Below are 13822 nucleotides of genomic sequence, written 5' to 3'. Positions count from 1 at the left end.
CCGCATGGGTGCTGACACACTGTGGCGGAGGCGGACGGGAATCGAACCCGCCAGGCCGAGATACTCGACCTCCTCGGTTTTGAAGACCGGGGGGACCACCAGGAACCCTGACGCCTCCTCGGCGACCATACCTCCGATTACCCTCGATCAGATGAGCACCGTCGACACGAGTCAGAATCCGCAGACCCCGACGATCAGGCTGACCGGATACGCCCACGGCGGCGGGTGCGCCTGCAAGATCCCACCGGGCGAGTTGGAGGCCGCGGTCGCCGGGCTGACCGGACAGAGCGGCGAGAACATCCTCGTCGGTCTCGACGACGGCGACGACGCCGCAGCCGTGCGAATCCGTGATGACCTCGCGGTTCTCTCAACCGCCGACTTCTTCACCCCCGTCGTCGACGACGCCTACGACTGGGGGCGCATCGCGGCCGCCAACGCACTCTCCGACATCTATGCCATGGGCGGATCACCCGTCGTCGCGATCAACCTCGTCGGCTGGCCACGTGACGTCCTGCCCATGGAATTGATGACGGAGGTCCTGCGTGGCGGACTCGACGTCGCCGGACTCGCCGATTGCCCGGTGATCGGCGGCCACAGCATCGACGACCCGGAGCCCAAGTACGGCATGGCCGTGACCGGGATAGCTGCCCCCGACGCCCTGATCCGCAACGACTCCGCGACCGTCGGGCTGCCGATCACACTGACCAAACCGATCGGCGTCGGAATGCTCAACAATCGACACAAGCAGACCGGCGAAGTATTCGACGCAGCGATCGATGTGATGACGACGCTCAACCGCGACGCGGACGCCGAAGCCCTACGCGCAGGGGTCCGCGCGGGCACCGACGTGACCGGCTTCGGCTTGCTCGGCCACCTCCACAAACTCACCCGCGCCTCGGGCGTGCGCGCGGTCCTCGACGCCTCCGCGGTGCCACTGGTCGAGGGCGCACGCGACGCGCTCGACGGCGGTTACGTCTCCGGCGGCAGCCGACGCAACCTCGAGTGGGTCCGCGATCACCTCGACGTCGGCAGCGGCATCGATGAGAACGATCTGCTGATGCTCGCCGACGCCCAGACGTCGGGAGGTCTGCTGCTGGTCGGCGAAGTCCCCGGATACCCCGTGATCGGCGAGATAGTTGCAGGTGCAGGGATCGAAGTTCGCTGACATCGAAGCGCGGTCACTCTATTCTCGTGGACGACGGGCCTATTTCTAGGGGGGATGATGTCGCGTCAGCGCCCCGGCTTCGCCGTCTCGACGTGGTTTCGCGATCGGCAATCTCTGCAACGCCGCGTGCCCGTGTTCGAGCAACTCGGTGGGCGAACGCTCAAACGACTCGTCCTCACTCTCGGAACAGCCCTGCTCGGTTTCGCAGCCGGAGCGGCCGCGACATCGTCGAACTCCGACTTCGCCCCGTATGTCACGCAGGTCTTGGTGCTGACCACTCTGGTCACGGCGAGTCTCGTGGTGCGCTGGTGGGTGCTCCCGTTGCCGAGCAGGTTCGAGAGTCTGACGGTGCTCCTGTTCAGCGACGCGGTGATCGCTGTAGCGTGCCTCGGGCATCACGATCACATGCTGGGCGTCGCAGGTGTCACGATCTTCTCGATCATGAGCGTGTTCGCGATGTTCTTCTGCACCTCGCGTGCCCACGTTCTGCACGGCGTGTTCGCCTCGGCCGTCACCGTGCTGCTGATCGTGTTGGTCGCGATCGATCGGGGGCAGGACATGCTGCTGGTCGCCCTCTCGAAAGGCATCGCGCCGTTTGCCCTTGTCCTGGTCATTCTCCCGACCGTCCACTACTTCCTGTGGGTGCTGGGCACCAATGCCTCCGACGCCGGGACCGACGCGCTGACCCGAATGGCCAATCGGCGCGGCCTGGAGCGCTACCTTGCCGGCCTCGACAACTCCCGCACGGTCATGTCGGTGATCATCATCGACATCGACGGATTCAAGGCCATCAACGACACACACGGCCATCACATCGGTGACCTCGTGCTCGTGCGCGTCGGCGGTCGGATCACGCAGGCAGGTCATCGACTGGCGGGAATCCGCAACCTGGTTGCCGCCCGCACCGGCGGCGAGGAGTTCGCGGTCATCCTCGACGACGAACTGCGCACGGCCCGCTCGCTGGCCGAACGTATCCGGGTCGGCGTCGCTGCCGACACCTCGCCTTCTGTCACGGTGAGCATCGGCATCAGCGCATCCTCCGGCGACGGCTCGAAGGACATCGACAGGCTCTTCGAGGCGGCCGACGCCGCAATGTACGCAGCGAAGCGCCAGGGTGGAAACCGGGTTGTCGTCGCCGACCTCGGAGACGACCGGCCGCTTGCGAGACACGCGCACCGCACGCAAGCCCGACTCAGCAAGCTCGGGTGACGCGGCGAGCACCCAGGCCTCAGTCGGCGGTGGTGATCGAGTCGTCGGTGACACCGGCAGCACGACGGGCGGCAAGGCGACGCTTCTGTGGCTCGATCGTGTAGCGCGGATCCTTGGCCGACTCGATGCCCGCATGGAAGACACCGAAGCGCGTGCACGCCGACGCCGCGAGCAGGGCTATCCCTGAGACCGCGGACGCGATCCGCGAGCGGTCACTGAGCAGCGCACCCACCCCTCCCGCGACAGCGAGACGTTCCGCCCAGCGCATCAGTGTGCCCGGTGTGCCGTGGTGGAGTGGTTCAGCGGCGACGGGGTCCATGCGCGATTCCATCACCCGGGTCGCCGCCACATCGCCCACCACGCCGAGCACAGCGAGGGTCCTGGCGGGACCGACCTCGTCGAGCGGTGTGGCGACAAGCGCGAGTCCGCTCGCCGCAAGACTCGCAGAACTCACGAACACGAACGGGAGGTCGCGGTGCATCGCATTCCACGTCGGAGTTGCCGTGTCGCCGAGCAATGCTGCCGTGTACACGGCGAGCAACGGCCCGAACGCCCCACCGACGAGTCCGGCGGGCGCTTCGGCCACGCGCAGCACAGAACGTAGCGGCCCGAGCGGGAGTCGCTCTCGGAGAAGACGATCCACCTCCGCCGCGGCCGCCACGCCGATGCCCCCGGAGAAGCCGGACAGAATCCACGAGCCGACGCTCATCGGCGACGTCACCTTGAAGGTGCGCAGCATGTTGTAGAAGCGGTCCGGGCGGCCCAGGTCGGCGATGAGGGCAACCCCACCGAGTCCCGCTGCCGCCAGTCCGCTGATGCGGGCGTTGCGGCGCAGCACTTTCCGTCCCGTCAACTGCGCCCCGGCAGCGAGCACACCCGACCCTCCCGCGACACCGCCGAGGAACAGATAGGTGGCCACCTTGTCGTCCCAGGGTGGAGGCTTGACGACGTTGTGCCCGTAGTAACCCGCGTGCCCGTCGGCGTCGACCTTCTCGAACTCGACGTCGGGCACCATCGACATCTCGCGTCCACCGTCGCCCTGACCGAAGAAGTTACGTCGACGCCCCTTGCCGCCCTTACGCTTTCGACGCCCCGGTGGTTCCGGTGGGCGTAGCGAATCGTAGTCGGAGGTCATCGCTTCCTACCGGTCAGAAACGACACCGTCGCTGCGGCGACCATGCCGAGGGCGGCGGCGCCTGCACGGCGGTACATCGTGGGAAGGTCGGCCGTGCACACCCGCGGGTCCGGCGGGAGACCGTACACCTCTGGTTCGTCGAGCAACAGAAACACCGAGCCGGTGCCCCCGACCCCGTCGTTGGGGTTCGCACCGTAGAGGCGAGCCTCGGTCATCCCCTGTTCGTGTAATTGCGCGACGCGCTCGCGTGCGGTGTCGACCATGTCGTCGTGATCGCCGAACTTGATCGACGTCGTCGGACAGGTCTTGGCGCATGCGGGTGTCTCGTCATCGACGAGCCTGTCGTAACAGAGTGTGCACTTCTGCGCCACGCCACGTCTCGGGACGGGTGGCTGCTCACCCTTGCACTGCCCCTCTCGCGTCGTCGGCTCGACGGTTCCGTCGGAACGACGTTCGACGACCCCGAAAGGGCAACCGGCAACACAGGTTCCGCACCCGTTGCAGACGTCGTGCTGCACGACGACGGTCCCGAACTCGGTGCGGAACAACGCGCCTGTCGGGCAGACGTCGAGACAACCCGCGTGCGTGCAGTGCTTGCAGACGTCCGATGACATCAGCCACCGGAACTCGGGGGTGTCGGGCGGAGAAGTATCGGGTGGGGAAGTATCGGGCGGGGTGGTGTCCACTTCGGGCTGTGGCTGTGCGCCGCCCGGCATCGTCGGCATCCCCAGGCCGACCAGGGCGCGCCCGGATTCTCGTGCCTGCTCGATGCGTTCGCGATCCTGCTCGATGAACGCAACGTGGCGCCAGGTACTCGCGCCGAGCGCGACGGTGTTGTCGTAGGACATGCCGGTCAGTTCGAGGTCGCCGTCGCGCGGATTGTGGTTCCACTCCTTGCATGCGACCTCACATGCCTTGCAGCCGATACAGATCGAGGTGTCGGTGAAGAAGCCCTTGCGTGCACGCTCAGCGTCGCCCCAGTGCGCGTCTGCACTCGGGTCGGTGGGACCGGACAGTTGATGGCTCATCTCGCACTCCTCACCATCGGGTGAATCCCTCTCCGTCGGTGTCGTCGGAATCGGTTGGCGGATAGATCGTCTCGTGCTCCGGATCGGTGATGCGCACATTGTCGGTCTCGGTTGTCACGCCTGCGCGCTGCTGGTAGTCCCGCACAAGGTCGAGAAGTGCGCGTCCCTGTGGTCGACGGCCTGCGATCACCTCGCACGACCCGACCTTGGACTCCTGGATCTGCACATTGGGATCGAGTGTGACTCCGAGAAGATCGTTGGCGGCGTCGCCGCTCACCACCGCATCGCTGCCGACGCCCCAATGGTAGGGCAGGCCGACCTGGTGGACGTCACGCCCGTTGATCCGCAACGTCTTCATGCGATCGGTGACCAGTACGCGCGCCTCGATCGCAGCACGGGGCGAGACGATCGTCGCCCAGCCCTCGTTGACCAGACCGCGCTCCGCGGCCAGCGCCGGCGAGACCTCGCAGAACATCTCCGGTTGCAGTTCCGCGAGGTACGGCGACCACCGGCTCATCCCGCCCGCGGTGTGATGCTCGGTGAGGCGGTAGGTGGTGAAGACATACGGGTAGACCTCGACGCCCGCGTCGCCTGCGCTCGGAGCGTCGAGATTATCGTTGCGCGCGAAGATGATTCGTGCGGGTGCCTGCTGCTGCGGGTAGAGCGCGTTCGCGACCGGGGACTCCTGCGGCTCGTAGTGCGCGGGAAGCGGGCCGTCGACGAGTCCTTTGGGCGCGAAAAGCCAGCCCTTGCCGTCGGATTGCATGATGAACGGGTCATCGCCCGCGAGTCCGTCCGCGCCACCGAGATCGGGATCGGGGCGAGCGTCTGGCGCCTTGTCGACCGGGAAGTCCGGCACGTCGTCGCCAACCCACTTGCCTGCCTGCGCATCCCACCAGATGTAGCGCTTGCGTTCGCTCCACGGTTTGCCCTCGGGGTCTGCCGAGGCTCGATTGTAGAGAATTCGACGATCTGCCGGCCACACCCAGCCCCACTCGTGCTGGCTCACCGAGTCACCGCCGTGCGGCACGCGCCGCGCCGCCATGTTGGTCGAGTGTGCGTAGACGCCGGTGTAGATCCAGCAGCCGCCCGCGGTCGAACCGTCGGCCTTCATCTGCGTGTAGCTGGTGAGGTTTTCACCCGCGTGCTCGCCAGATGTGACGTAGCCGTTGATCTCCGAGAGCACTGCCTCGGGCTCGGGGTTGCCGTGGTCGTCGAGCGGGTAGTCCCACGTCATGTCGAGCAGGGGCCGGTCGCGCGCGTCGTCGGAGTCCTTGAGCCGCTGCCGGATTCGCTTACCGAGCTCGTAGAAGAAGTCGAGTTCGCTCTGCGCCTGACCCGGCGGTGTGACCGCCTGGTGTCGCCACTGCACCATGCGCTGGGTCTGCGTGAACGAACCGGCCTTCTCGACATGCGTTGCGGCGGGCATGAAGAAGACCTCGGTACCGATATCCTCGGTGCGCAACTCTCCGGAGGAGATCTCGGGACCCTCCTTCCACCAGGTGGCTGACTCGATCATGTTCAGATCGCGCACAACCAGCCACTTCAGGTGGCTCATCGCCAGACGCTGCTGCCTACCGTTCGCCGACCCGACCGCCGGGTTCTGACCCAGGACGAAGTAGCCCTCGACCTCGTCGTCGAGCATCGACACCGTCGTCTGATACGTCCCTGCGGGACCGTTCAACCGGGGCAGATAGTCATAGCACCAGTCGTTGTCGGCCGTCGCGGCGTCGCCGAACCACGCCTTGAGCAGGCTCACCATGTAGGTGTCGGCGTAGGCCCAATAGCCTTTCTGCGCAGGCGAACCGACGGCGTCGAGGTACTGCTCGAAGGTGTCATGCTTACCCACCGAGGGCATCGGCAGATAACCGGGAAGCAGGTTGAACAGCGTCGGGATGTCGGTGGATCCCTGGATGCTCGCGTGTCCACGAAGAGCCATGATCCCGCTGCCGGGGCGGCCGACATTGCCCAGCAACAACTGGAGGACGGCGGCTGTACGGATGAACTGCGCGCCGAGGGTGTGCTGGGTCCACCCGGTCGCATAGCCGAAACACGTTGTGCGGTCGCGACCCGAGTTGTCGGCGATCGACTCGGCGAGGTAGGCGAACTCGTCGATCGAGATGCCGCACATATCGCGGACCATCTCCGGGGTGTACCGGGAGAAGTGCCGTTTCAGGATCTGGAAGACGGTGTGCTCGTCGGTCAGCGTGTCGTCGCGCAGGACCTTCGCATGCTCGAGCGGTGGCCCGCCCGAACCGTGCTGGTCGCCGGCAGCACGCGCTGCCGCCGAGTCGCCATGCTCCTCACCGCCGGGCGACTCGATCCGGCCGTCCTCCGCGTCGGCATACGCCCACGTCGACGGATCGTATTGCCCGGTCTCGGGGTCGAACCCGGAGAACAGCCCGCCGAGGTCTTCGGTGTCGCGGTAGTCGTCGTTGACGATCGTCGCGGCATTTGTGTAGGCGACGACGTACTCCCGGAAGTACCGCTCGTGAGTGATCATGTAGTTGATCAGCCCGCCGAGCAGTACGACGTCGGAACCGGCACGGATCGATATGTGCTTGTCGGCGTTGGCCGACGTTCTCGTGAACCGCGGGTCGACGTGGATGACGCGCGCTCCGCGGGAGCGTGCTTCAACGACCCACTGGAATCCGACCGGGTGCGCTTCGGCCATGTTGCCGCCGATGAGCACGATGCAGTCGGAGTTCGCCATGTCCTGTAGTGATTGCGTTGCGCCGCCGCGTCCAAATGAGGCTCCCAGACTGGGAACTGTTGCGGAGTGTCATATACGCGCCTGGTTCTCGATCTGGATGGCGCCTGCAGCGGTGAAGAGCTTCTTGATCAGATAATTCTCTTCGTTGTCGAGGGTTGCGCCACCGAGCGAGGCGATGCCCATGGTGCGACGCAGCACGCGGCCCTGGTCATCTGTGTCCTGCCACGTCCGACGCCGCGACTCGACGAACCGGTCGGCGATCATGTCGATGGCGGTGTCGAGATCGAGATCGGTCCACTCGGTCGCATACGGTGCGCGATAGCGAATGGTGCGCTGCCGCATCGGGTTGTTGACCAGTTGTTCGCTCGAGGCGCCCTTCGGGCACAGCCGACCGCGCGAGATCGGCGAATCGGGATCGCCCTCGATCTGAATGACGCGATCGTCCTTGACATAGACCTTCTGCCCACAGCCGACAGCGCAGAACGGGCACACGCTCTGCACCACGCGATCGGCGGTGGCGGTCCTCGACTCCGTGGCGCGGGTGCGCGGAGACTGGACGGCCGGACCGCGGCCGTACTTGTCGCCGGTGCGCAACTGCCGGAAGACCGGCCACTCCAATGGGCTGAAGGAGGGCACGATGTCGACCCTACTCCAGATGGCTCACAGCGAGCCCTTGTCGGGATCTCCGGCGGGCACGGCGTCGAACGTTTTGATGTCGAGCGGAGCGGCGAGCAGATCGTTCAGTGCCGCCCCGAGCTCGGCGAGCGCCGCGCCCTTCCCGTGCGTGGCGAGCGCGTCGGGCGACTCCCACTTCTCGATCATCACCAGATCGGTGCCGTCTCCGGCGGCCTCGTGCAGCGCATAGAGCTGGCATCCCGGTTCCGACTATGCACTCCTCTGTGGCGTTCGGACGTGTGGCGGTCCGGTGTGCTCGACGTTACGGGCCGAGTGCGTCGACTGTCCCGGCGTTCAGCGGAACGTTTCGGACGCGGTGGTCAGCCCCGACCGGCGAGTACCGGAGATGCGAGTGCGGCCGCATCGACGGCGGCGACGAAGGGCGGGAGGAACTTCTCGACGCCGATCACGCAGCAGGCGTGGCCGCCATCGACGTCGAATCGGCGTGCGCCGGGAATGCCGTCGACGAGCAATTGCTGCCGCTCCGGCTCGACGGTGTGGTCGCGGGTGGAGACGACGACCGACGTGGGGACGTCGATCTCGCCGAGCCATGAGCGGGAGTCGAAGTTGCCGAGGCCCTCCCCGAAATCGCCTGCGTGCGACAGCGGCGTCGACAAGAACTGCTTGAACGCCCACACACTGGTGTGCTTGGGCCGCTGATCGAGGCTCTCTGACGACGGGCGCGGAAGCGATTCGTAGATCGGGCGCAGGACACGACCGATGCGGGCGTCGCGGCCGCGCCGATGCGGGTCCCGTTCGCTGAAGAACGGTCCGGTCGAACACAGAACAAGTCCCGACACCCGGCTCGGGTGTCGACGCCACGCGAGTTGTGCGATGCCGCCGCCCATGGAGAACCCTGCGGCGACGAAACGGTCGATGCCGAGGACATCGGCGAGCGCGACGACGTCGTCGGCGCAATCGCGCAGATCGAACCCGGCCGCCTGGATTCCGCGCCCGTGCCAGCGCTGGTCGAGTGTGATGACCCGGTAGCGACCGTTCAGCTGCGGGATCGACGGATACCAGCAGAGCAGCCCTGTGGTGAGTACCGAGTGCAACAGGAACACCGCGGGAGCGTCCTTGGGTCCGGAGTCGGTGACGAATGTGGTTCCACGGCCGGGCAATTCGACCATCTGACCGACGGGCAGATCACGAACGGGGTAGGGCGTGGCCACGTGGCGGACACCGCGGATGATCCGTTGAATCGACGTTGGCGTCGAGGCCTGCGTTGCCGGGGAAACGTCTGCACTCACCCGAACAACGGTACGCCGTCACGCTGGCGTTTTCCGTCCGTGCGCGCTCAGCGAACATCCGTGCTGAACAGGTGGTGTTCGTCGGGTATGCCGGTTTCGGTCATGGCGAGAACGCGCGCGACGTTCTCGTGGTCGTACTCGGTCCAGCGGTCGCGGTGCTGACGCTGATACTCCGACCACGACGGCACCACGAACTGCTCGACGTAGCGGTTGTCGGTGTCGGCACTGCGGTACAGCCGCCAGTTACGCGCCCCGGTACGGCGGCGCGATCGGCCGACGGCGGGCATGGCGGCGAGGAAGTCGCTGTGGCGGTCGGCTGGGACGTCGTAGACGGCGCTGACCTCGACGGGGCCGTCCGTGGGAGTGGGCTCGAACACCAGAGTCGGCACGGGCCAGGCCATCGAGAGCTCGCGGCTGAGTGTCCCGGTCACCGGCGACGGCGGCAGGAGCCGCACGCTCGCGGCGGTCAACAGCAGACAGATGCCCGCGATCACCAGCGCCCACCGGGTGCCGAGTGCCGAGCCGACCGCGCCCCACAGCAGCGCACCGATGCCCTGCGACCCCATGAACACCAGCAGGTACGCGGCCATGCCGCGGGCACGGACCCACTGCGGGAGCGTCAGCTGTGCACCCGCGTTGAGAGTGGTCAGTGTTGCGATCCAGGCGATTCCAGCGAACAGGAAGAACACCAGGCATGGCCAGAGCGGCAGGAAGGCCGCGGCGATTGTCGCCGCTGCGAAGACCACAGCCGACGACGCGAGGATCACCGCAGCGGAGAGGTGGGCTCGCATCCAGGGCATCAACGCCACCCCGATCAGCGCGCCGATGCCGAGCACCCCGAGTACCAGCCCGTAGCCCGACGACCCGAGATGAAATGAATGCGCGACGACCAGCGGCAGCAGCGCCCACAGCGCCGACGCCGGGACAGCGAACAGCGCCGATCGCAGCAGGATTCGACGCACGATCGGGGCGGCCGCCACATAGCGCAGCCCCACCCACAGCGAATCCGACAAACGTTCGGGCACGACGTCGGAGCGCTGTCCCGACCGTTTCCACATCAGCAGGGCCACCACGACGGCCAGGTAGGAGACGGCGTTGAGCAGAAACACCAGCCCGGGACCACCAAGTGAGAAGAACACACCGGCCAGTGCCGGTCCGATGGCCCGAGCGGCGTTGACAGAGACACTGCCGAGCGATGCGGCGTCGGGTATCTCGTCGCGCGGAACGAGTTCCGGCTGAATCGCCTGGAACGCGGGTGACGACAGCGCGGCACCGGCGCCGAGCAGGAACGTCAGGATGAGCAGCGTGGCGGGATTGAGGTGTCCGGTGAAGGCCAGCACGGCCATCAGCACCCCGATTGCGGTGGAGTACACCGACATCACCACGAGCAACCACTTGCGGTCGAGGCTGTCGGCGAGGACACCCGCCAACAGCGAGAACAGCAGAGTGGGGGCGAGGCTCGCGGTCTGGACGAGTGAGATGACAGCGGGACCGGCGTGCTGATCGACCAGGAACCACTGCGCACCGACCGACTGCATCCACAACCCGACGTTCGACACCAACTGCGCGATGAACAGGTTGCGGAAGACGGAACTCTTCAGGGGTTGCCAGGCGGAAGCCACCAATCAACCATGCCCGCATTCCGCGGCGACGGCACCCCGTGCGCGCGAACCCGTGCCGAGGACCCGGACTCCCACGGCGGAGTCGATCGTGAGATCCTGGTCACATGATCGACGTGGATCGCCCGAAGATCGAGGGCTCCGTGGCAGTCGGGACATCAACGCTCGACCACAAGAAGCGCCGCATCGGCTTCGCGGAGTTCGGTTCGGCATCCGGGCGCCCGATCCTCTGGCTCCACGGCACTCCCGGTGCCCGACGGCAGATCCCGATCGAAGCGCGCGAGTACGCCGCGGCCCGCGGAGTGCGGCTCATCGGCATCGACCGGCCGGGAGTCGGGTCGTCGACGGCACATCCCTACGAGTGCGTGCGAGATTTTTGCGATGACCTCGTCGATGTGCTCGACGCGCTCGGAATCGACGAGTTCGGGGTCATCGGGGTGTCCGGCGGAGGCCCGTATGCGCTGGCCGTCGCGCATGAGTTCGGGCCGCGGGTGCAGGTGGCAGGAATCGTCGGTGGTGTGGCACCGACCGTCGGCCACGAGGCCATCGGTGGCGGTGCCGTGGCGCTCGCCCGGCGCGCAGCACCGATCCTCCCGTTCGTCGGCGCACCGGTCGGGCAGGCGATCAGTACGGCGTTGCGATTCGTACGTCCTATCGCCGAACCCGCGATCCTGCTCTACGGCAGGCTCTCCCCCGCCGCCGACCGCGAGTTGCTCAGCCGTCCCGAGTTCCGCGCGATGTTCCTCGACGACCTGCTCAGCGGCGGATCACACCGCATGGAGGCGCCGTTCAACGATGTGCGGGTGTTCTCGCGCGACTGGGGTTTCCAGGTTGCCGACGTCGTCACCCCGGTGCGCTGGTGGCACGGCGATCACGACCACATCGTCCCCTACGCCCACGGTGAGCACGTGGTGTCCCTGCTGCCGGACGCGAAACTGTTCAGCCTGCGCGGCGAGAGCCACCTGAGCCTGTTCGGGATGTCGACGGACGTGATGGACGAACTACTCGCTGTGTGGGATCAGGAGACCGTTCCCACCGCGAATCACATATAGGGGTTTCCTCACGGCCCGTGAGCCGACGGGTGTTTGTGGCGCTCGGTCGCGCGTGGTCGGATAAGACGATGAGTACGTCGATCGTGGTCACCGGCCATCGCCAGCGCGAGGCATGGGGTCGAAAGGAATTGCCGCCCGTCGAACAAGTGCGTCCCGGACTCTGGTCGATTCCGGTACCCATGCCCGGCAACCCGTTGCGCTACATCCTCGTGTACGCGCTGGCGACGGCGGACGGTCGATTGGCACTCATCGACACGGGGTGGAATACCGACGCGGGGTGGCAGATGCTGGTCGACGGCATCCACGCGACCGGGCACGACCTCGGCGACGTCTCGCACGTCTTCGTCACGCACCTGCATCCCGACCACTTCGGACTCGTACCCCGACTTCTCGAGCACGTCGATCCACAGGTCGCGATGCATACCGCGGACGCCCGCCATCTGCGGTTCCACTCCGAGGCCGAGCAGGCCCGCGAGTTCGAGGAAGCCCAGCAGGACCTGCGCATCCTCGGCGCACCAACCGACGTCGCCGACACCGGACTCCTCGAGTTCGTGCGGCTTCCCGACGGCCGCACGATGGATGTCGAACTCGACGACGGCTCACCGCTGGACGTTCCGGGCTGGAATCTGCGTGCGGTGTGGACGCCAGGTCACACCGCGGGCCACCTCTGTTTCGCCGACGACGACGCCGGGGTCATCTTCACCGGCGACCATCTGCTCCCCCGGATCAGTCCGAACGTGTCAACCAATTCGTTTCAGACTCCGAGTCCGTTGGCCGACTACCTCACCTCGCTCGCGAGGACCGAACACATCGGCGATCTCGAGGCGATGCCCAGCCACGAGTACCGGTTCCGCGGACTCGCCGACCGCGTGACCGACCTTCTCTCCCATCACGAGGAGCGTCTCGCCGAGATCACCGAAGCCGTCTCCGACCAACCCGGCGCGACAGCGTGGGACGTGACGCGCACGGTGACGTGGTCGCGACCATTCTCCGAATTGTCGATTCCCCTCTCACGCATGGCATTGCGCGAAACACATGCGCATCTGCTCGTACTCGAGGCGCGAGGTGTCATCTCGTCGACAGGTCACGAGCCGGTCCGCTGGAGCATCACCGACCCCCGGCCCGCCGACGACGACGTCGAATCCGCAACCACGAGAGGAATTCTCCGATGACCCCGGTGCACACCGAGTTCGTCGACGGCGTTGCCGTTGTCACCATCGACCGCCCGGACGCGCGAAATGCCGTCAATCAGGAGGTCGCGCAACAACTCGCTGCGGCAATGGACGAGTTCGAGCGCCGCGACGACATCACCATCGGAATCCTCACCGGCGCTGGCGGAACCTTCTGTGCCGGTATGGATCTCAAAGCTTTCACACGTGGCGAACTACCCAGCGTCCCGGGACGTGGATTCGGCGGGATCGCGTCGGCACCGCCGAGCAAACCTCTCATCGCGGCCGTCGAGGGGTGGGCGCTGGCCGGCGGATGCGAGCTGGCGCTGTCTGCGGATCTGATCGTCGCCGCCGAGGACGCGAAGTTCGGTCTGCCGGAGGTCAAGCGGGGACTCGCCGCCGCCGCGGGCGGTCTACTGCGTCTGCCCAAGATCCTGCCGTACCAGCTGGCAATGGAGATCGCGCTCACCGGCGATCCCATCAGCGCCGTCCGTGCGCACGAGTTCGGCCTGGTGAACACCGTGACGCCGTCGGGCGGAGCACTGGACGGAGCTCGCGAACTCGCCGGGCGGATCGCCGCCAACGGTCCCCTGGCCGTCCGCGCCACCAAGCAGGTCGTCAGTATGGCCATCCGATACACGGATCCCGATCTCTTCGCAGCACAGAGCGGCATCCTCGACCCGGTGTTCGCCTCCGACGACGCGCAGGAAGGAGCACGGGCATTCGCCGAGAAGCGCGCACCAGCGTGGACGGGTCACTGACCCGGGCGTGGTGACGCAGCTCGCAGACGCTCGCCTACGATCAGGT

Annotated in this window: 10 protein-coding genes, 1 tRNA gene and 1 pseudogene; 5 read left to right on the top strand and 7 right to left on the bottom strand. The window is 66.6% G+C overall.

The window, feature by feature from the left end; genetic code table 11:
* Positions 1-22: 22 nt before the first annotated feature.
* Positions 23-118 (bottom strand) — tRNA-Sec (locus tag GOACH_RS07150).
* A 33-nt stretch (positions 119-151) separates the two neighbouring features.
* Here GOACH_RS07150 and selD point away from each other — a divergent pair.
* The gene (gene selD, locus GOACH_RS07145) at positions 152-1165 is read left to right on the top strand and encodes a selenide, water dikinase SelD (RefSeq protein WP_005172681.1); all 1014 of its coding nucleotides are present in this window, start codon (positions 152-154) and stop codon (positions 1163-1165) included.
* Positions 1166-1222: 57 nt separating this feature from the next.
* A complete protein-coding gene (locus tag GOACH_RS07140) occupies positions 1223-2374 on the top strand; it encodes a GGDEF domain-containing protein (protein ID WP_005172678.1) in 1152 nt (383 codons plus the stop codon).
* 19 nt (positions 2375-2393) lie between these two features.
* Here GOACH_RS07140 and nrfD read toward each other — a convergent pair whose 3' ends face one another.
* From nrfD to GOACH_RS07105, 6 genes and pseudogenes are all read right to left on the bottom strand, one after another.
* Positions 2394-3509 carry an NrfD/PsrC family molybdoenzyme membrane anchor subunit gene (nrfD, locus tag GOACH_RS07135; RefSeq protein WP_005172675.1) on the bottom strand — a complete coding sequence of 372 codons (1116 nt, stop codon included), beginning with the start codon at positions 3507-3509 and terminating at the stop codon, positions 2394-2396.
* On the bottom strand, positions 3506-4537 hold the full coding sequence (locus tag GOACH_RS07130; protein ID WP_005172673.1) for a 4Fe-4S dicluster domain-containing protein: 1032 nt from the start codon (positions 4535-4537) through the stop codon (positions 3506-3508). Before GOACH_RS07130 ends, nrfD begins: the two co-directional genes overlap by 4 nt.
* 10 nt (positions 4538-4547) lie before the next feature.
* Positions 4548-7886 (bottom strand): formate dehydrogenase, encoded by a 3339-nt coding sequence (gene fdh, locus GOACH_RS07125; RefSeq protein ID WP_005172670.1) that lies wholly within the window; start codon positions 7884-7886, stop codon positions 4548-4550.
* 24 nt (positions 7887-7910) lie between these two features.
* A pseudogene (locus GOACH_RS07115) lies at positions 7911-8132 on the bottom strand (putative quinol monooxygenase); the annotation flags it as partial.
* Positions 8133-8245: 113 nt separating this feature from the next.
* Complete coding sequence (locus GOACH_RS07110; protein ID WP_245551839.1) at positions 8246-9055, bottom strand: alpha/beta fold hydrolase; 810 nt, start codon at positions 9053-9055, stop codon at positions 8246-8248.
* A 167-nt stretch (positions 9056-9222) separates the two neighbouring features.
* Positions 9223-10797, bottom strand: a complete 1575-nt coding sequence (locus tag GOACH_RS07105) for an MFS transporter (protein ID WP_005172662.1) — start codon at positions 10795-10797, stop codon at positions 9223-9225.
* A 104-nt stretch (positions 10798-10901) separates the two neighbouring features.
* On the opposite strand from GOACH_RS07105, the gene GOACH_RS07100 reads away from it, so the two are divergent.
* The 3 genes from GOACH_RS07100 to GOACH_RS07090 all read left to right on the top strand — a co-directional run bounded on the left by GOACH_RS07100 (position 10902) and on the right by GOACH_RS07090 (position 13776).
* A complete protein-coding gene (locus tag GOACH_RS07100) occupies positions 10902-11846 on the top strand; it encodes an alpha/beta fold hydrolase (protein WP_005172658.1) in 945 nt (314 codons plus the stop codon).
* Positions 11847-11914: 68 nt separating this feature from the next.
* Positions 11915-13018 carry an MBL fold metallo-hydrolase gene (locus tag GOACH_RS07095; protein ID WP_040517987.1) on the top strand — a complete coding sequence of 368 codons (1104 nt, stop codon included), beginning with the start codon at positions 11915-11917 and terminating at the stop codon, positions 13016-13018.
* Positions 13015-13776, top strand: coding sequence for a crotonase/enoyl-CoA hydratase family protein (locus tag GOACH_RS07090; protein WP_005172654.1), 762 nt, complete (start codon positions 13015-13017; stop codon positions 13774-13776). Before GOACH_RS07095 ends, GOACH_RS07090 begins: the two co-directional genes overlap by 4 nt.
* The last annotated feature ends 46 nt before the right edge of the window (positions 13777-13822 follow it).

The organism is Gordonia aichiensis NBRC 108223 (assembly GCF_000332975.1).
Lineage (GTDB): Bacteria > Actinomycetota > Actinomycetes > Mycobacteriales > Mycobacteriaceae > Gordonia > Gordonia aichiensis.
Note: the sequence above shows the minus strand (reverse complement) of the source record. Positions and strands in the feature narration are given on the sequence as shown.